Raw genomic sequence first — 19355 nt, 5'->3', positions numbered from 1 at the left:
TTTTCATGTTCGTAATATGAATTGATTTTCATACTCTCTTATAATCTTGTAATAAGTGTTTTTTTTTCAGCTCTAGCTTCTTCATAAATTCTACAGCGGATAACTCATTATCTTTCCAGCGCGGATACTCCGAATCCAGTATGCCCTTTTGCCCAGGCGTAAGAGTATTCAGGTTGATCTGCGGACGCCCCAGGTGTTTTCCCTTCTTTTTTGCTTCAGCAATTCCTTCAGCTTGTGCCTGTTTAATCCCTTTACGTTCTTCTTCAGCCAGCCAACTCAGAATCTAAGGACTAAATCCATAATGAGCTGACCGATCCTCTTCCAGGTCTTCATACTTCCTTGTATCAAGAATAGGAATGAAGGTCGATCACAACAACGTGTATCTTGGCATCAATTAACCATTGCCACTCTTTTAGGATCTCTTGCTTGTTACGGCCAAACCTATTTTATTGATAGACTTAACAAACAAGATATCGCCTTCACGCAAAATACGCTTCAGGAGCTTATATTCAGGCCGGTCGAAATTTCTTCCGCTGGCCTTGTCAATAAATATATATTCATCCGGAATGCCCTGTTCTCGTAGCACTGTTATTTGTCTATCTTCGTTCTGATCTTTTGTTGATTATACCTTTACGGAGACTAAAGGTATTGAACATAATGTTGCGCGAACCCGTTTCCAAAGAGTGCTGGGATCAGTTTCTCTCATGTAAGCCACGATCACTATCAGGAAATTGTTCTTTGAATTTTTTTGCTCTCTCTCAGAAAAGCAAGTATAATAAAATTAGGAAAATGAAACATTTTATAGGAATTCGTTCAACATGTTGGTGAATATAATGTTTTAAAGTAGGAAATAATTAATGGTATAGAAAGGGCGGGGTAATATGTTTAAAAAAATATATTTAATAGCCTTTGCAGTGACTATTATTTCAGGAGTGGCATTAATATCGAATTCAAAAGCAGAGACCTATCCAGAAAAGGAAACCGTAAATAAGACAGTTAAAAATCCTGTTAACACTAATTCTTCAACAAATAACGTGAAATCCGTAGAATCCGAAGAATCAGTAAAAAACGTAGAATCCGTAGAATCAAAAATCGCAAAAGGGAATTATACTCAACTATATACACCTCATGGCATGTTCCTGCGAGCAGATGAACAAAGTATCTTTAAGGAATCGGAGATAGCAAGAAATTTAAATCAAATCGGGCCTAATACGAATCAACTAATTTTTGAAGGCGAGTTTTTTTAAAAAGTAGATGAAGCAGAATTTCTTAAAAATTATCCCAATTCGTTGCTCTTAAATAAAACCTTAAATGATGAAAACCCGACTGATACTGATGTTCCATCAAGTTCATCAAAATAGTATTTCATTTCATAAAGAAGGAGCCATTGTTTTCGACAATGGCTCCTTCTTGGCCTTCTTGTTTTACTTAATCGTTGATTGATCCATATCCACTAGCAGTGGTAACTCCAATATTTTTTATTTTCAAAGCATAAGTACCCCCTTGAACACCGGAAAAAGTTATTGTTTTAGTAGCACTTGAATAGTTACCAGCGACTGGTATGCTATTTTCTTCAGAAGCTATCAAAGTATACTCAATAGCTACAGTCCCGTTACCATAAGAGGGATACTGGGCAAGCTTTATAGTTATATTCCCGTAAGAGTAATGGTTGAACCAATCCTTAGTTATATAGTCGTTAGATGAAAGAGGCCCAAAGGAATAGTTTTGCAATAAAGCGAATGGTGTCACGATTGGCTAAGTAATATCCACGCATTCCCATGTTATCAGCCTTCTTTCCGTGATTAGAGTGACAATACTGTCCTTTCAAAATTGTTCTCCTGATAACCACCGAATCTGAGAAGATGTTATGAAATCGTTTTGCACCCTTTTGACAAGAGCCATTGCTCTAAAACGGCAAACGCCTGCCCCGCATCCTGTTCATAGAAGATGGCTACCTCTTGCTGGTACGCATAGTTTAATCGTACATAACCACCTAGTTGCCGGTAAAACAGGAAGCAAGTATATGGGTTCTCAATGAATAAATCCGGCGGAAAATCTACTTGGCACGCTCCGGCCAGCTCGGGCAGCGATAGCTGACCCTGCCCTGGTTCCAAACGCAAAAAGAGATGGCTCCTAGTGCCCGTCCACGGTTCATAATAGACGACTTCTTTGGGGCTGCTTCCGTATACTTGACGATATATTTCATCCATTACCAAGGCATACCCCCCATCATCTTTCTGCTCCCACGCCTGCAACGAAATGGCCTTAATGTGCTCCGAGTGCCGAGGCAACCAGAGCAGTCCAGCCGTTTGGGGATGTACCGCCAGATAATCACCATCTACCGTCGTGCCTATAGCGATACATTCGCCAATCTGACGTTCAGTAATAGGACTTTCTGCGTCACATTCCCATAACCCGTACCCTGCAAAAGGTCTTAGTACCTCTGAATCGGGCAATTGGACATTGATCCACCCTCTGTAAGTCCCCTCACCAAATCGCTGCAAAAACCGTTGGTAACCTGGCGGATAAATAGAGGCGTCTTCTTTCGTAAGCACTTGGTGTTGGCCCTCGGACAGCGGCTTTGGCCGAGATACTATATACATGAATATCCCCCCTGTTTCATGAATTTCATGATCTCTTCTAATTAGTATTCTCGAGCTACATCAAACCAGCATTGAGCCATCTCTTCCGTTATAGGCTGCCCAATTAGGTGATCGGACTGGCTGAGTTGCCATACTGCTTCGCCAAGGTCTTCTCTTTCGGTGGTTTCGATACCTTTGATGGAATTGAATCGTATGGTGAAAGCGGTAATGGCTGCCTCGGCATCGGCAAGGCTGCGTGCTTGGGCCAAGGATTCCTGTGCAACGTCGTAAGCCTCGTTAGCCAGTTTGGCAAGACGTTTAGGCCAAGACGAGAACGGGCGGCCATATTCAGTCATCCACCATTCAGGCTTTCGCAATTGACTCACTGAAGCATGACCGATCCACGGGCGGGTTTTGGCGCGTGTTTTCATTTGCTGCCTTAGGCGTTTGCCCCTGGTCTCTTCCACATTGTATGCGATAAATCTGTCGAGCAGTGGCCATGTGTCCAAAGAGGGAATGCCCTCCAAATCTGGCATGAAGCGCAACTCCAGATTCGTTAATCGGGCATGACGAGCCAACAAGTCTAAGTCGCAGAAGTTCCCCCATAAACTCAGTGAGTCAAGATTGGGGAATCGGTTTAGACATTCCAACGAGATGGGCTGTCCCAGCGGCGTATTTTGCAGTGTCAGGCTCGTCACATGGTGCAATACACCGAGGTCAGGCAATATGTAAGGAGGATCATTCTTGCGCCGGCCGGTCTGAGGCGCTAATGTCAGTGAAGACGGCATATTGCCAGTAGCGGATAAACGTAATAGATCGCCGGACACGTTCAGACGGAAAGAGCCCTTCGGAAGCTTCAAGTTCAAGCGCGATTCGGACGTGCACAGCTCGATATGCAAACTATGTATAATGGACTGGCTGGCATCTACTACCGTATCGGCTGACAGGGCCGGATTCCACGTCATCTCTTCAATGGGACGTGTCTGCGCCCAATTAAAGAATCCCGTGTCACAGCCCGAATAGTACAGAAATCGCGGCCAGGGAGAGCCCGCCGGCGTAGCAAAGACATCGAATACGGTCCAATCGATGCGCGCATCAGGCTCGACGTGAAGGTCCGCCTTTTTTCCCAATCGAGGCGGTCCGATAGATAGGCTGCCCACACCGGGCCGAATGACAAGCGTGTGGCTGCGAGGACCCGTCAGGTCAATGGGATAACTACCGTCTTCTCTAACAGAACCTGAAGGGCGAGCTTGGTTATCATTAGGCACTTCTGTCATCCTTTCTTCCACTCTTGTTTTAGATGCTCCATTTACGAAAACCTAACTTGAATAAGGAATCTTGTATTTCCTGATCTACTTTGCTTTTGGAGGTTATGAATTCGAATTCGGACAATGCACTTGGAAGCTTTTGTCCGATGAAGGAATCAAAATCGATGGCTGTTTTGAAAATGCGGAGCTTGCGCAGCGATGGTAACTGCTCCATTCCCGACAAACACTCCAAACCTTTACAATTTGAAATAGATATCTCCTGCAGCGCCTCCATTCCACGATCAAAGGCGATTTCCCGCAGCCCAGCTTGATCCTCAATCTTTAGGCTCGTCAACGCTCGGAAATTCGAAATATTGCCCAGGTCATGAAACCCCCGAATTCTACAAATCTCCAAGTGGTCGATTTCATTCTCTTCGATTTCCTGAATATGCTCTCGTCCTCCAAGCAAAATGCGAAGATACTTCAACTTCTTCAATCGGTTTATAAAATGTAACGGTAATTTACTAATCGAATGTAGCGCGAGGTAATTCAAAGCTTCCAGATCGCCTATCGCATCTAGGTTTTTCACCTTCCCCCCAATATGCAACTGTTCCAGATGAGAGAATTCTTTAAAATATTGCAAGTTGAGAATCTTTTTATCTGACATAATGACTAAATCTCTTAAAGATCGTAACGACTCTATCCCCAGAATTTCGGAATTCTCTAGTTCATGTATGCCCAGATTCAAACTGTATAACTGTTCCAACATGGCCAATGTCTCAGTGTTATGTGCCTGGACAAGACTATTGAGATGCAGCATTTTGACATGGGGAATCCTCAAGAGCGTACGAGCATCGAACGAGAGGGAATAATGCCCATAGAAACGCACTCCGAAGTTTTCATCCAACCGCGCGCAAAGCTCATCCACTTCTTCCAAAATGGAAGTATAAAAATCCGGGTGAGAGAACTGAACAATCACTTGATTACCGTCGAGTAAGTTCTGTTTGATCTGTACCCGATCCAGTTCCTCAGGATTATTGATCAGAATCTTCCTTTTCCATTTCTTCCGCATTCAAAACCTCCTTTTCTCAAATCTATTTCTGAGAGCTTCTTCGTAGGGTATCCACTCGTAATTACACCATAAGGACATTTTCACAAGTTCCGATAGCTTATCTACGGCTTGTTCTGGGCTAGTGATCCTTCTCAAATCGTCAAAATCCTCATTACGGATATCCAACGCTTTTCGCAGATAGTCATCATTAAGACGCTCTTCTTTGAGTTGTTCATATTCATCCCTCGTCCACTGTTCACAAAAGATTCTTTCGGCTTGAATGTCTCCTTTCTCGAAAAACGACAATTCGAATATTTCCTCATTCATATATCCGGCGGTCATCACTGGCTCCTCGATAAGCTGTGACAACGTTTTGCCGATCTTCTTCACCGTACCCCAGACGAAATAATCGTGGAGCACGCTGATCCAGTCGTTACTTTTGCTTACATACATGACAACTGTGGTCTCTTGAACTTCATTTTCACCTAGTAGTTTGGGATGACTTTCACTTAGTTTTTTTAATGCATCGACAGTCTTCTCGAAGTTTTTCGATTTAATATGTAAATTTGCGAATGATCTTCCCATAGGAGAACCTCCTTAAACTAAGGCTGTTTTATGTTCATTACCTAATATCATAGCCCTGAATTAATATGTATCTTATTTCCATTATAGTGATCATTTGTCCTGAATCCACCTACTTTTTACCTGAATTCTGGAAATGAAAAAGGATCAATATCGTTCCCCGTTGATTAACGAATATTAAAAAAACCTTCAGATAAAAAATTCTGAAGGGTTTCATTATTATTAAAAGCCTAAAAGGGCCAAGTATGATTGCGTCAAAGCAGGAATTAAATGATATACCTATTCAATCAGCCTTGTTATAGATTTCAAATCTGTTAGAAGCTACAGATTTAACATCTTCTTCTGAACAAACTCCGTACTTTTCAAAGTTTCTTCTACCTGCTGACAAGGTCATATGATTGGGTCCGCTATATCGGCTTGGATCATTGTTACCATCATCCTCCCAGAAGCATACTGGACAAATATCATATTCCCCTCGTTGTACCAAGGTTTCATAATTACAGCAGGGACAAGGTAATAGTTTTTCTACGTAGCCTTCAACCTCAATATTGCTTCCTACTATTTTCGAGACGAGTTGAGATAAATATTCGTTAGGAATTCCATAGTAACTGCCTTCTGCACCTATAAGTAACAACTCATTATAACGGAAGTCCATTACGTCATTTGTTGGTACATCTGAATTCAATAGTTCATGCTGCAACGACTTTGAGAAAAAATGAAATTCAGGATCATGCTCATCTATTCCCCAAGAATTCAATACCAATGCCTCACGTTCATCCCTGGTTAGTTTAGTAATATCATTTTCTATGATAATCTTTATAGCTTCCTTCCTTAACACCGTATCACTCCGATCCATAATTTCCTCGTTACGACATCTTATTTAAAAACTTATTACTCATGCATTAATTCCATAGTATTGTTTATAGTTATTTATCATTTCACTCTTTGAAAAGCTAGAAAAGTCAGTGTCTTTACGTTCCCTAAGGTAATTCATTTCCTGATTCGCTTCTTGGCTTCTTCATTCTTGATTCCTTCTTTCAATAAACTTCTTAATGTATTTCTATATTTAAGATTAGGTTCTAATCCATATTGATCTAAAATCTCTTCTTCTTTATTCAACAAATTCACTCCTTCAAGTTGTGTCTAGTAGAATTGGTTTGGAAATACTTAACCCTCATTAGTGACTTAAATAAGTTCCTTCCTATGTATTGTTTCAACTACTTTCTTGTTATCCTGATTTCTTATTTTCATAAATGATATTTCTTGTACTTCAGCTTCTATCATCTCTAATCTGTTAGTACTGTATTGTAATGCTTCTAATAGTTGTTGATTGCTTAATCGATTTGCAATTGTACAATGAGGTATCCATCTTTCAGGGCTATACATCGAATTGGAGAATTGACTATATTCCTTGAAGTGCGTGTGATGTTTGAAGTGTAATTCTATCAATTCCCTTGTTGGATTTGGCGATAAGAACAAAGCTCCACTATTTATAAACGTCCCAAGCATATTAAATGTTAGACTCATTCTTGAAGCTGACTCATAATATTGATCAAACAATTCTTTATATTGAGGTTCTTCTAAATCTGAATAATCTGCTAAGGTTAAGTGAGGTCTTCTATTCTGAATCTCATAGGCATAGTTAGATATACCGCTATCCCTTAATCCTTTCCAAAGATTATTAATTATACTTTCTGTTTTAGAATCAAAATGTAGTACTACCCCATACAAAATAGATTCACTACCTTCTACTTTAATTAAGTTTTTTATATTATAAAAGTTAAAGGAAGAAATTTGAAGCTAAACCATCATGCATCTGATATAGTTATGGTTTAGAAAGTATTCATATGGTGAGATTTCTTTAATTAATTTAGATGGTTTATTAAACTTATACAATCCTTGCAACCAGATATGTACTGTCCTGAACAACTACATCTAGGGATTTCGCTTTCATCATAATACGATCTAAACAAGACATCTCCACAGTTATCACAAACTAGACCGTCTGCATCCAAAAACCTTCTCATTGCATTCATTCATAACCATTGTTATTGCCCTTGAGTTACGATGGTTATCTACTAATTCATCCGTTAAAGATTTGATTTGAACAATTGTAGAGGATGTTTCTGGTTCTTCTAATTGTAATTGAAGTAAATGTATGAGCTGTGAGATTGGATCGCGAATCATCTTTTACTTTACACAATGAAATATGAATGACCTATTCTCTGAACTTGCCTTTTTGAACTCCCAATCACCATAGGCTTGGATTTGTGCAAATCCAGCTCCTTTAAGGGACTCAACAAGTGCCTCGTATGTACGAAATCTTAATTGCATTTTCACATGAGCCAGCAATTGGCCTGATCTTGTATTTCTCACGGACTCGTAAAATGTATATACCTCTCCCGTTAACCCTTCATCTTCCGTAATTATCTCAAGCGGGTCTCCACTCTCCAAATCTGTAGCTGTATCGGGAGTATCATCTTTCTCCCACTCTTCCCAAACTTTTGCTAATGGATTTCGAGTATCAAAAATGAAATGACCTCCGTTATTCAAGGAGCCATATACGTCTGATATCGTTTGGGTCCATATTTCGTCTGTAAGAAATACCTGGGCAACATTCGCTGTCATAATGACAACATCATAGGCGGAAGCTAACAAATTCGTGCTATCCCCGACAATCCAGTTCACTTGGTCGGCATATTCTTTCAATTTCGCTTGCTCAATCGCCTTTGCATTGGGATCGATACCTGTTGTACGGAGGCCCATTTCTGAGAAACGGGTAGACAATCTTCCTGTTCCGCAGCCGAGATCCGCTAGATTTTTTACATTTAAATTGTCTAATAGAGATACAAAAAACTCCTCATCTATTCGACAACTATTAAGTTGGTCATATACTAACGGAATCATAGTTTACCTTCTTTCTACTTCTCTTTATATAACTCCATAATGTAGAGTATTCGCGAAAATATTGAGCTATCCTCCCCCCGTTAGCTTTATAGGCTCTAATTGGCTATGAATACAAGTTCTTGTTCGCAGCTCAAGACAAGAACTTGCATCGTTCAAACAAAAAAAAGCCGCGGATTCCGCGACTTCATCATAAAACGATTACTTCTAAACTTTTCGTACTGTTCAACGCACTAAGTGTCTTTTGAAAACTTAGCAGTCACAATCGTATTGTTCCACTCCACGTCTATACGGTATGAGCCAGATTTCAAATTCGAAAATGTCTTTTTATCTGTGTACTCTTGTCCTTGCTCCAAAGTAAGGTAGTCTTTGATTGGAACCCCGCCTTCTTCCACAACTTTATTGTCTTTTACCAACTCATATCTTGCTCCTCCGATAACGGTGACGTCTTTTTTGCTTTCATTCTTGAAAGTATAAGTAACGATTGTATCTGAATCTGAGTCTTCTACTTTGACGGTACCAACTAAGTCAGATTGAACAGTTGTTTGTGGCTTTGTACACCCAACAAAAATGGTGGAGATCACTATTATTAACATTACGAAAAGGCTACTCATTTTCGTCACTTAACATCACCTCGTATTCTTAACGAATACTTTATTGGTTTTGTTGCAACAACTGAACATGAAATCAAAGAGCTGCCGTGGGTGGATTTTTCATCGTGATCGACCTTTCTTTATAAATATTCAAACTACCGTATCAGTTGCAATTCTTTTATAGTATCCTTTATGTTATAGATTTACTATTTTAAAGGTAGAGACTACCAGATACATATGAAGTTATTTTTAAATAATCATCTGGAGGTAGAAATGGAACAAACCCTTTTTGATCAACTGAACGAGTGGCATGAAGAAGACCAACATCAGCGAATTGTTGATTGTCTAACAGCGATTCCTGGTGAAGAACGAGACTACGAAGTGGTCAGTCAGCTCGCTAGAGCATATAACAACTTGGGACTTTATGAAGAAGCGCTAAATCAATTCGAGACCATTTCTGAAGCTGGCAAACAAGATTTTCTATGGCATTATCGGGTAGGCTTTGCTCTTTATCATTTAAAGCAATATGAGGAAGCTGCTCAAGCTTTCAGCAGGTCTGAGCAATTAGAGCCTGGCGATCAACATACGGAGTATTTTTTAGAACAGAGTATTCATAAAGCGGAGAAACAAAAAAGAGAAGAAATACGGCTCGCTAAGAAAAAGGCATCTCAAGAGCTTAACGGATCCCAAGCGAAGAAGATTCCTTTCTCAGATATGTCTTTAACTGATTTTTGGGAGGACAGTGAGTATTCAAGGGAATCCTATCAATCTGAGCCCCCCACGGATGATCTAATCGATTCAATAGAAAAAGAGCTTGGGTATAAACTCCCCTCTTCTTATATTCATCTAATGAAGCAGCAGAATGGCGGGGTACCGAAGAACACCTGCTTTCCAACAGAGGAACCTACTTCCTGGTCAGAGGATCATATTGCGATTACAGGGATCATGGGTATTGGACGCGAGAAAAGCTATTCACTGTGCGGAGAGTTTGGCAGTCCATTTATGATAGAAGAATGGGGTTATCCTGACATTGGAGTAGTAATCTGTGATTGTCCTTCAGCAGGCCATGATGTGGTAATGTTAGACTACCGGGCATGTGGTAAAGATGGCGAACCAGAAGTCATTCATGTCGATCAAGAAGGTGATTACGAGATTACCTTCCTTGCCGATAATTTTGAGGAGTTTATAAAAGGCTTAGTGAGCGAAGAAGAATATGATACTTCAGAAGAAGACAAAGAAAAAGCCTTTGAAAAAGTTGCGCACGGTAAATTTTCTCCGCTCCTGGAGGAACTGTGCTCTCGAGTAACCGAAGTGGAGCAGGTTGAACAGAAAATCCGCAGTATTTGTACACGGATTGTCGAAGAGAAAGGCCATTTTTCTTTTCATGCAGATGAATTATCGTATGTCATGTATGATGTGCAGTTTTGGTTATATACCAAGTCGTATCCGGACACGAGTCGTGATCAATATCTGGAAGCCTATCAGAATATAATTGCATTTGGCAAAGAATTCGGTATAGGCGGATATGGTCCCTCTTTTATTACAGATTGGCTTGATAACCGCATCAAGGAAGGGCGGATCGTACAGGACCACGGGATGATTTGGTTTACCGATTCATATGCAGGTGAAGTAATTAAGTTATTAAGAGATGCCTAATCACGAAGTAAACCATATCAGTAATGAGAAAGAGCTCGCTTCCAAAGCGGGCTCTTTATTATAAGCTGATTAATCTTGATAATCTTAATAACAATCCCAATATAAATACCAATCGTTATCAATACTTGATTTGTAAATATATAAATTTCCGTTATCCCCTATCATTAGCCCTGGCTTTTCCTCTGAAGAAATTTGAAGAACAAATTCATATTCATCAGAAATAGGCGATTGAATATACGATGCATATCCTCCTATTTTAGTTTTAGAATAACTAGTAAATTCATCAAAGAATCTGTCATTCAATTCCTCATTTTCATTAATTTCAGTCATATCAACATATTCCCATGATTCTTCCCAACACGGATAATCTAGCTTTTCATTGAATTCCCATCTTACTGGAAATGGTTTGAGAATACTGGCGGGATCTGGTGTCTTAGTCGTTTTTAAATGATCTATTCTATTATAAAAAACGATCTTCCAACCATCTCCGTTCTTATTCACATCAATAGGTAGATTGTCTTTACTAAGATATATTTGCACTAGTATATAGTCTCCAAAAAATTTGTGTCCATCTTTGAGATCTGGAACATAGATTTGAATAATTGGCACTAATAATGATCCGTTATCATCTGGCCACTCTTCTGAAGGATCCAACAAGAAATTCCCACCAAACCAATTACGATCTGTATCTTCAGGTCGAAATCCACCAATTCTTGCAATAGAGGCATGTCTCCCAATTGATTTTATTTCATCAAAAATATTCATTATGAATGACCCTACCTTCTTGAAATATTTAAACTTCTCGTTTCTCACTTGGATCATTAATATTGGTAATCGGAATCTCTTGAATCCATATCGCCCAAAAAAATATACTCTTCTTGATGGTGCTTTATTTATATAAAATACTTATTAATTTCAGCTATATCAAAACACGGCTAAAAGCGATGTTCTCCCCTGGTGTAGGTTGCAGAAAAACTTGCGGACAATTAGGAAATCTCTTCTCCATTGTGCTCTTCTCCACTCTTCCTATAGGAGGTGCGAAAGGAATTTTTGAAGAGTTAAAGCCGTCATTTCTAATCATTTCAAAGAGAACATTTAAAAGTTCTCTCCTCATATATTCGTAACCATGTCGCTTGCTAATCTTCGCAACAAGTTTATCAGAGATTTGGGCTGTATGGGAAAGGGGAACACCTTTCTCATATAAATAAATCAATCCTCTCAATTGATAAAACACGAGCAAACCTGTTCCTTTATCGCATACGGGATTCGTGATAATTGCTTGCGGAATATCAAAATGTCCCTTCTGACAATGACGAACCTCATCAAAATGCAAGGACACATGATGGAGCGTATATGTATCTGAAATATTTTCGATCATTTCAGCAATGATCTTAACCCTTTGAGGTGAGTAATTACTGAATAGTTCTTTGACTTTCTGGCTGCTCTCCGTTTGATTAACAATTCTATCCCTCCCATTGCTTCAATATGGAAAATGAAAAACTTTGTAGTCAAGCAATTAGAAAAGATAAATTTACAGGTTCCGCAGATCTGATGAACTAGAGGCCGACACAAGGCAAATTTTTGTATCCGGACACCAGTCGAAAAAGAGCTCGCTTCCAAAGCGGGCTCTTCTCTTTATGATTACCTCCGGAGCTCCATCAATCATTTTTTAATACCCGTTTCTTCTATTACTTCACGTTTTGCACCTTCATCAGCATTCTCGCCTACTTCATTTTTACCACCAACACCGTTCCACACGCCCATAATTGGTGGTTATTCACTATGAAGTCTTCATTACATATAATTGAGAAATCGTTTGATCAAGTCTTTCTCTAATGAGAATCGCATTTTTATATTGGACAGGAATGCCTTCATAGCCATAATAAATACCTGCCAACCCTCCAGCAATGGCACCAATTGTATCAGAGTCACCACCTAGATTAGCCGCCTTTTGTACGACTCCTTCAAAATTGGATGTATGAAGCAAAATATGTAGCACCCATCGAAAAGTATGTACGACAAAACCACTCGGCGGACAATCCGGAAGTGCTTTAATACTTTCTTCATATTCACTTCCTGCAACCTCAGCCTTAATAGATGTTTCTAGATCTTCGCCCAGCAGTAGACGTTGAGCGATTCGGTTGTACATGACACAGACTTCAGCACACCTAGGATCATAATGCGTCATTCGAGACTGCATGATCGTCACTCGATCAATATCACCTAGCTCCTTGTAGGCCAGCGCCACCGGCAGGCATCGCATGAGCGAACCATTCCCACCGCTCTGCCCGATATCCATGTGAGCAACAAAAGCTGCTTCAAACCAGTCTCCTTCAAATTTTTCGAAAACACGACGAATGATGTTTCCTATATCTTTAGGGCGCGATTGGTACCATTCCATGAAAAAGTGCCCGATGGCTTCCATAGGTTCCTCCGTATTTTCGAGTATCCCATCAGCTACGCAAAGCGTCATCATCGTATCGTCGGTTACTTCTCCTGGTTCCAGGTTCCATACCCCGCCACCGATGATCTCCGTCAAATAACCATACTTTTCCTTGATCTCCCGTTCAGTCATAAACTCTGTTGTTCCGCCAAGAGCGTCTCCTACAGCCACACCATACATTCCACCCTTGATCCGGGCCATTAACTTGTTATCCATTCTAATCCCTCATTCTGTTCAAACTAAACTAGCCGAATTTTAATTTCGTTCCACATCGGCTGAGGCACCGTAGAAACCTACCACAGGAATATCAATAAGTCGCAAATATACCCGAGTCTAGCCCACTTACTGACTTCCCACCACTTCAGCACGAGTAAGAAGTACCCACTGATTAACTTCATCGTATCCTGATACTTCGGCGATCACACGATAGCGTGGGTACATCCATTCAGCAGGAGTTTCGGATTTCAGAGCGGCTGTGTCCGTTATACCTACAGCCTGAGGTTCCAATAAGTTAATCAAGGTACCTTGTGGAAAAAAAGCTTCTATATACCCTACCGCTCGAGTCCCGACAGGGAACAGGTTTTGGGTTCGATGCCAGTCTTCCATACCGAGTTGAAGTTGCTCGTACCAGAGTTCCTCGAATTCCGCCTGATTAATTTCCTTGTAATAGGATTCCTGCGCATCTAGTGGATGTTCAGCCAGCATATAATGATAGAGATCATGCTTTCGATTCGATGTGATACAGATGCCGTCATCATGATAAACCATCTGTCTATATGCCACACCATCGTTATCAATTTCAAAATACCAGGTCCCCATCCTCGGCTCCTGTATATCTTTTAAATATTTCAAAACAGTCACTCCAATCAGATGAGAAGTACTTTTTGGTAGCATATTCGTCTGTTACTTTAGATATTTCCCTATAATTGACTTCTATGGCTTAACTTGAATATAGGGAGCAATACGTGTTTGCGAAGTTCCCTGCGAGCAGATCTTCCTTTCGAATATAAAACTGCAATTCTCCAGCGTCCCACCAGCAGAATCCGACATCCTGATCGGAATCTAGCGCGAGCAGCAATAGAGTATCCTGCACTTCCTGCTTCGCTCTATCAGAATCACCTTTGAAGTAATCTGCAATCTGCTCCAATGCTGAATCCATTGAATAGTTATACTTTTGGCCGGTCAACAGATGTAGAGCTGCTTCATATTCACAATCTCCGTGTTGGGTTGAGGGATAACCAAACATCACTGCCAGATCACTTGAATTCTCATCATTCAACTCGAAGCATAACTCTTCGTACTGTTCATAATCATGCTCATCGTCTTCCACTATATCGTAATCTACATAACCATAATTGGGAGGTTCCATCGTTGATCTAGCATTTACCCGATAACCGGTAAACACATCCTCAAGAGCGGTCACTTCAGGCGAAGCGCAGCGTCTAGCTTCCTGAAGTTTATCTTCTGTTAGATATATCACCTTGTGCTCAATTCCATATGCAGGTTCATCTATTCCTATGAAAAAATACAACATTCCTTTAGCTGGTAGTAATGTTGATACATCATAGGGTACCAATTCATTTAAACGCAGCTGGGCCAAGAAGGTCATCGGAGTGCCATCAGAGTTCACCGGCCAATCTACCATAGCGGGCAAATCCGGATCGCCTCCTACACGGGAAAAGCCTATTTCGTTGTATGTTTCGATCTCTTTTTTAGATAAGCGAATGCCTTGACGTATAGTCTCTTTAAAATATTCCAATGCATGTTCGAACTGATATTCGTGGACGATCCGCTCGAGTTGATTTAAATTATTTTTACTAAGCAATCCCTACACCTTCCTTATTATAAATTCAGCTTTGCTGATACAACGTCGCTGTTATCGTGTCCTCTGGACATATAAACATATAAAATATGCCTTCCGAATACTCATCGAAATCAGCATAATCCATCTGCCCTATAAACTGCATTCTTCGTTGACAACAAGGACAAACCGGATACTCTGAATCCTGCACCCAACTTGGATGGCCACCAATCTGCGAATCCAATTGAGATAAGGCCCAATTTGAAGCATAATACGGCGATTGCGGCTCAAGTGAAAGTGATAATACAGGTGTTGAAACCGTACTGCTATCTATTGCTTCAACATCCGGAAGATAATCAGGTTCCTGATTATAACGGCTCCAGACTAATCCTCCCTTATCGTCCAGCTCCATGTAAATTGTGCTGAAGCCCCCACAAAGATCACAGGTTATCACCTGCAGCTTCTCCATCGGCAGGTCGAGATATTGCAAGGCCGGATGAGTGGTAGCGACATCCATCAATTTCGTTAACTTTCTTTTACACCATGGGCATGTAGAATGACTTATCTCAAGAAAGCGGGCATGATGTTCTTCATTTAAATTATCATTCGATTCATCTTGCTGTTCATCTGTTGGTCTGATCGCATAGCATAAATGATTCACTAGGTTGCGCCTTTCCCCATTCGGCGTAAGCTCCCAACCTCCATCAAGAGCATAAGTTTCAGGAGCTACATACAACTGCTCCGCCCATTTTGGCGGCTCTGTTTGCCATTCACGAAACTGGTCTATGACAACCTTATCACCAATCCATCCGAGCACAAGGAGAATATGGTTTCGGTTGTCTTCATCCCAGTTCACTTGCTCCAGAAGCTGATCTCGAATATTTTGTGCTGCGTCTTTAAAAAGGATCGGATTATGAAATAAGCCGCGTTCTATAAGCTCAGGCAAAACATCTGATACATTATGATCCCGGTAGCAAACCAGAGAAAGAAGAATGTTTTCTGCTTCACTTTCATTGTTAACGGTGAGCAATTCCATTGCATACTTCAGCATTCGGTCCGCTTCTTGATCGGATAAGGAAATGTACATCTGCTCTTTATTCAATGGATAAGGAACGTATTGAATAAGCGGGTCAAGCTTTCTTGGTGCATGCATCACCTTGAGAATGTCTACTGGATCTATTAATTCTGCATACAGATTCACTGTTTTGCGGTGCTTCTCAATATAAGCCTGCTGTTTTTTTCGTTCCTGCTCTTGGAAGCAAGGCATGCAGATGCCGTCTGTTTTGGCTGCGGTGTTCGGCAGGATCGTCGCGCTGCAGCCTTCCGTCTTGCATGGTAATCGTTCCGTCATATTCAGTTAACCCCCTTTATTACGAACCGATATACAGTTTGTTTTCCGAAAAGATCGCTGAGTATCCTAATCGATACAACTCAAAATACGGTGCGAACGGATCCCCTTTGAGCCCATAGCGGTGCCATTGGAGATAATAAGAAATCCAGTAATCGCAGGCAATCGAGTAATACGCCTCGTCCAATACCTCAATCGGTTCATCGTAATCCCTATGCTCGCTGATTATATCAGATATCGTTTCATAGATTTCTGGATCGTATTGCTGCCGAATATCATCTATTAATCCATGAGCTATGATTCTAACCTCTTTGATCCCAGCAAGGTAAGCTGCTGCATCTGCCGTATCAATCTTTTCAGAAGACTCGACGATCAGCTCCTTCAAACCTTGAATAAACTGCCTACCATAATCTATTAGAATGTCGCTCCGCACATCACTAGCTTTACTATTAAAATATCCAGGCACTTCGTTCCCGCTAAAATCGTCAGGGTCCAACATTTCATAGATTTGCAAAATTTTATGCAGATAAGTATCTCTATCCGCTAGAGGTTCAAAGGTAGACTCTACCCCTTTTCCATCTGGCATATACATTTGGAAATACCCATAAAACTGAGCCTCTTCAATATCCGATTCTTCTGAATTTATCTCTTCATCCATAAGTTGAAGCAGATTCCTTGCATAAGACTGTTTATCCATATGTATCTCTCCTCTTTCGCTTATCAACGGAGTGATGAGTCATATATAATCATATCCTATGACGGCATCATTCCTCAATTAATCTATTGATTTCGGCAAATCAAACAAGCCTGCCAAATCGGCAGGCTTATTCGTCTCTATTATAGCTCTAGTATTCAAGTTATCTTACTAATTAGAAGAATAGTTAACAATCATAGCTTCTTGCGTACCCTCATCGTATGCGATCCATACCTCATCTCCAGCAATCACACCATATACCGGTTCAATTGTCTGTTTAATGTGGTAGGTTACTCCGTCCTTTTCTACAATAATATTAGCTACTGGACGTTCTCCCTTTGTTCCATCAAAATGTACAGATTGCACTTTAGCCGCACCCTGCTTACCTCGAAGTAAACGGGTTTCTTTTTGTAAATCATCTTGTTCCATGTTGACAGGAATGACTGTACCCACATTTACGGACAGGTTTACTGGGGCAAAGATACTATTAACTTTACGGATTCGGTCCGCCCCGCTGGAAATCATGACTTCCATAAGCATAAGCTGCTTATTATCAATAATGATCGGCATTTTTTGGACATGGATCACTTCACTCTGCAATGAGAGTTGATCCGATGCTTTTACTGAGTTCTCACTTCCGTACCTGAAGATTCTCGCCATACCCTGAATCAGAATAAGGGTCGCTCGTTCACCCGTACGATATTCAAATCCAATTGGCTGAACAACTGGTAACGTATAAACGCGTCCAGCGGCTGTGAAATGAAGCTGAAGGGCTTCTCCCCGGTTTACTTTTCCATAACGTTCAATCCGGGTGAGGACAGCATCTTGAATCAGTTCCGGTTTAGACTCCTGCGCCGCATGTTTAAGATCCTCTTCTGTGATGAAAATAGCGTTGTGTTTCTTTCGGTTGTAACTGATCATGACCGGATCGCCAATTTGAACAGGATCCACAAAGGAAATGACCTGCTTGATTTCAACCTCTTTCATTTGACCCTCATCTTCGAACTGAACGATAAATCGAACCTGAGGTCGTTCATTCACAATTAAACCCGTTTCTTCCATATGAATAATCCGGCCCTGAATATGCTGGCCCTCTTTCATTTTATTCATTTTTGATCTCGCCGACATGCGAGGGAAGATTGCGATACTCAGGAATGTGATTAGAATAAGGAAGACCCAGACCGCCCAGTTAATAACAATCGCTCCACCTTGCTTAATATAATTCCAGAAACTTTGAAGCGAGACCTTGTTTTGAACTTCAGCTAGAGTCCATTTTTCAACCTGATCGCTCGAAAGAATCTTCGCCTGCTGAATTTCCATATCGACATAACCTGCCGCACTACCTTCACTATTATCTCCACTATTATAGTAAAGAACATTACTTCCCAAATTCTTATGGAATTCAGTCTTGTCAGTTTTCAAATTCTCATAAGGCAGCTGCTCCAAAAGAGCAGTGGCATCTTGAAATTTTCCGGATTTCTCATTGAACACATATCCAGTAACCGTTCCTTTTAATTCATCTTCTGCAGTAGACCCTGCAATCAGAACTTCCTCGTCATTCAACAGGAATACACGGGCTTGATATACTGGCTTAGGCGTAGGAACCGCAGCTCCCCAATGGTTCTCGTAAGCATTATAAAATGATGCTTCTTCAGGGTAGTTCCCATTCTCACGTACCAACTTGTTGTTATTGAAACCAAAGACTTTAGAGAATTGAGCACCAGCCCGATCCTGTGCATTAAACGTCCCCTCATCCTTGTCCTGAAGCATAATAGATAAATCACCATTATTATCTAAGATCGCGCTGACAAACGCTGTTCTATCATCCTTCAAAGCCACTGAAAATATGGGTACTGCCTGGTCGTTCTTAAAGCTCCCATGCACTTCATCGATCCGAACCGGCCTGGACGGAAGTAAACCTTCTTCGCCCAAATTAACTTTATCCAGCTTCCCGTCCTTCACCTGAGCTAATAAAAATGTATCATCTGGCGTTTTCCCTGCTACAATGAGTCTGCCACGCCAAGAATAAACATCTGAACTCCATGAGCCTGACAGCTCCATCGTTCCCTGAGCCAACTCTTCAACCTTACCTGTTGAGTGGAAGTAATTTATTTGCAGCCCATATGAATCGTCGTAGGTTGGGATGATGATTCCATCTCGGCTGTAGGTCGCCGGCCCAAGTCCGCCTATGAAACCGGTATGTACAGTTGTATCTTTAATCACAGTTTCCTTATTGGTATCAAAAAGGTAGACATCGTATTGCTCTCCAACAGGGTGCTTTGCTAAGCCAATCAATTGCTTTCCCTCATCCAGCATATAGACACGCTCAAAGGATGGTATATATTCATCAATATAATCCTTGTAATCATTCCACATGAAATAACTCAACAATATTACTGGAATAAAAAACAGTAAATTACCGAGAGATATCGTTCGCCTTTTCTTCATCTTGTT

At 40.8% G+C, this 19355-nt stretch carries 21 protein-coding genes and 1 pseudogene; 2 read left to right on the top strand and 20 right to left on the bottom strand.

Going from position 1 to position 19355, the window contains the following annotated elements:
- Positions 1-412: 412 nt before the first annotated feature.
- Positions 413-586, bottom strand: coding sequence for a recombinase family protein (locus ACFQV5_RS00845; RefSeq protein WP_379242633.1), 174 nt, complete (start codon positions 584-586; stop codon positions 413-415).
- A 295-nt stretch (positions 587-881) separates the two neighbouring features.
- Between ACFQV5_RS00845 and ACFQV5_RS00840 the strand changes: the two genes are divergently transcribed.
- The gene (locus ACFQV5_RS00840) at positions 882-1247 is read left to right on the top strand and encodes a hypothetical protein (protein ID WP_379242631.1); all 366 of its coding nucleotides are present in this window, start codon (positions 882-884) and stop codon (positions 1245-1247) included.
- 181 nt (positions 1248-1428) lie between these two features.
- Here the strand turns inward: ACFQV5_RS00840 and ACFQV5_RS00835 are convergent, their stop codons facing one another.
- The 10 genes from ACFQV5_RS00835 to ACFQV5_RS00790 form a co-directional block, all read right to left on the bottom strand.
- Positions 1429-1749 carry a hypothetical protein gene (locus ACFQV5_RS00835; protein ID WP_379242629.1) on the bottom strand — a complete coding sequence of 107 codons (321 nt, stop codon included), beginning with the start codon at positions 1747-1749 and terminating at the stop codon, positions 1429-1431.
- Between the two features lie 116 nt (positions 1750-1865).
- Positions 1866-2603, bottom strand: a complete 738-nt coding sequence (locus ACFQV5_RS00830; RefSeq protein WP_379242627.1) for a hypothetical protein — start codon at positions 2601-2603, stop codon at positions 1866-1868.
- Between the two features lie 41 nt (positions 2604-2644).
- Positions 2645-3859, bottom strand: a complete 1215-nt coding sequence (locus ACFQV5_RS00825) for a hypothetical protein (RefSeq protein WP_379242625.1) — start codon at positions 3857-3859, stop codon at positions 2645-2647.
- Positions 3860-3878: 19 nt separating this feature from the next.
- Positions 3879-4901: a hypothetical protein gene (locus tag ACFQV5_RS00820; protein WP_379242623.1), complete on the bottom strand. Its 1023-nt coding sequence runs from the start codon at positions 4899-4901 to the stop codon at positions 3879-3881.
- On the bottom strand, positions 4902-5465 hold the full coding sequence (locus ACFQV5_RS00815) for a hypothetical protein (protein ID WP_379242621.1): 564 nt from the start codon (positions 5463-5465) through the stop codon (positions 4902-4904). It lies immediately after the preceding gene.
- Positions 5466-5745: 280 nt separating this feature from the next.
- Positions 5746-6300, bottom strand: coding sequence for a CPCC family cysteine-rich protein (locus ACFQV5_RS00810; protein ID WP_379242619.1), 555 nt, complete (start codon positions 6298-6300; stop codon positions 5746-5748).
- A 152-nt stretch (positions 6301-6452) separates the two neighbouring features.
- Positions 6453-6581 (bottom strand): hypothetical protein, encoded by a 129-nt coding sequence (locus ACFQV5_RS00805; RefSeq protein ID WP_379242617.1) that lies wholly within the window; start codon positions 6579-6581, stop codon positions 6453-6455.
- 66 nt (positions 6582-6647) lie between these two features.
- Positions 6648-7193, bottom strand: a complete 546-nt coding sequence (locus ACFQV5_RS00800; RefSeq protein WP_379242615.1) for a 2'-5' RNA ligase family protein — start codon at positions 7191-7193, stop codon at positions 6648-6650.
- 459 nt (positions 7194-7652) lie between these two features.
- Positions 7653-8369 (bottom strand): class I SAM-dependent methyltransferase, encoded by a 717-nt coding sequence (locus tag ACFQV5_RS00795; protein ID WP_379242613.1) that lies wholly within the window; start codon positions 8367-8369, stop codon positions 7653-7655.
- A gap of 230 nt (positions 8370-8599) precedes the next feature.
- The gene (locus ACFQV5_RS00790; protein WP_379242611.1) at positions 8600-8989 is read right to left on the bottom strand and encodes a hypothetical protein; all 390 of its coding nucleotides are present in this window, start codon (positions 8987-8989) and stop codon (positions 8600-8602) included.
- A gap of 243 nt (positions 8990-9232) precedes the next feature.
- Here ACFQV5_RS00790 and ACFQV5_RS00785 point away from each other — a divergent pair, with 243 nt between their 5' ends.
- Entirely contained in the window at positions 9233-10615 is a 1383-nt protein-coding gene (locus ACFQV5_RS00785; protein ID WP_379242609.1) for an SMI1/KNR4 family protein, read from the top strand.
- Between the two features lie 84 nt (positions 10616-10699).
- Here the strand turns inward: ACFQV5_RS00785 and ACFQV5_RS00780 are convergent, their stop codons facing one another.
- The 9 genes and pseudogenes from ACFQV5_RS00780 to ACFQV5_RS00740 form a co-directional block, all read right to left on the bottom strand.
- On the bottom strand, positions 10700-11380 hold the full coding sequence (locus ACFQV5_RS00780) for a DUF1963 domain-containing protein (protein WP_379242607.1): 681 nt from the start codon (positions 11378-11380) through the stop codon (positions 10700-10702).
- A gap of 154 nt (positions 11381-11534) precedes the next feature.
- Positions 11535-11993 carry a DUF4274 domain-containing protein gene (locus tag ACFQV5_RS00775; protein WP_379242605.1) on the bottom strand — a complete coding sequence of 153 codons (459 nt, stop codon included), beginning with the start codon at positions 11991-11993 and terminating at the stop codon, positions 11535-11537.
- A gap of 296 nt (positions 11994-12289) precedes the next feature.
- A pseudogene (locus ACFQV5_RS00770) lies at positions 12290-12379 on the bottom strand (NUDIX hydrolase); the annotation flags it as partial.
- A gap of 16 nt (positions 12380-12395) precedes the next feature.
- Positions 12396-13274 (bottom strand): ADP-ribosylglycohydrolase family protein, encoded by an 879-nt coding sequence (locus ACFQV5_RS00765; protein ID WP_379242603.1) that lies wholly within the window; start codon positions 13272-13274, stop codon positions 12396-12398.
- A gap of 126 nt (positions 13275-13400) precedes the next feature.
- Positions 13401-13952 (bottom strand): hypothetical protein, encoded by a 552-nt coding sequence (locus tag ACFQV5_RS00760; protein WP_379242601.1) that lies wholly within the window; start codon positions 13950-13952, stop codon positions 13401-13403.
- Positions 13953-13998: 46 nt separating this feature from the next.
- The gene (locus tag ACFQV5_RS00755; protein WP_379242599.1) at positions 13999-14883 is read right to left on the bottom strand and encodes a YwqG family protein; all 885 of its coding nucleotides are present in this window, start codon (positions 14881-14883) and stop codon (positions 13999-14001) included.
- Positions 14884-14908: 25 nt separating this feature from the next.
- Entirely contained in the window at positions 14909-16210 is a 1302-nt protein-coding gene (locus ACFQV5_RS00750; protein ID WP_379242597.1) for a DUF1963 domain-containing protein, read from the bottom strand.
- A gap of 19 nt (positions 16211-16229) precedes the next feature.
- Positions 16230-16904, bottom strand: a complete 675-nt coding sequence (locus ACFQV5_RS00745) for a hypothetical protein (RefSeq protein ID WP_379242595.1) — start codon at positions 16902-16904, stop codon at positions 16230-16232.
- Positions 16905-17072: 168 nt separating this feature from the next.
- Entirely contained in the window at positions 17073-19349 is a 2277-nt protein-coding gene (locus ACFQV5_RS00740; protein WP_379242593.1) for a hypothetical protein, read from the bottom strand.
- Between the last annotated feature and the right edge of the window lie 6 nt (positions 19350-19355).

Origin of the sequence: Paenibacillus sp. GCM10028914 (genome assembly GCF_042666275.1) — a bacterium.
Classification (GTDB): domain Bacteria; phylum Bacillota; class Bacilli; order Paenibacillales; family Paenibacillaceae; genus Paenibacillus_AQ.
The sequence above is the reverse complement of the archived record's forward strand: the minus strand, read 5'-3'. Positions and strand labels throughout refer to the sequence as shown.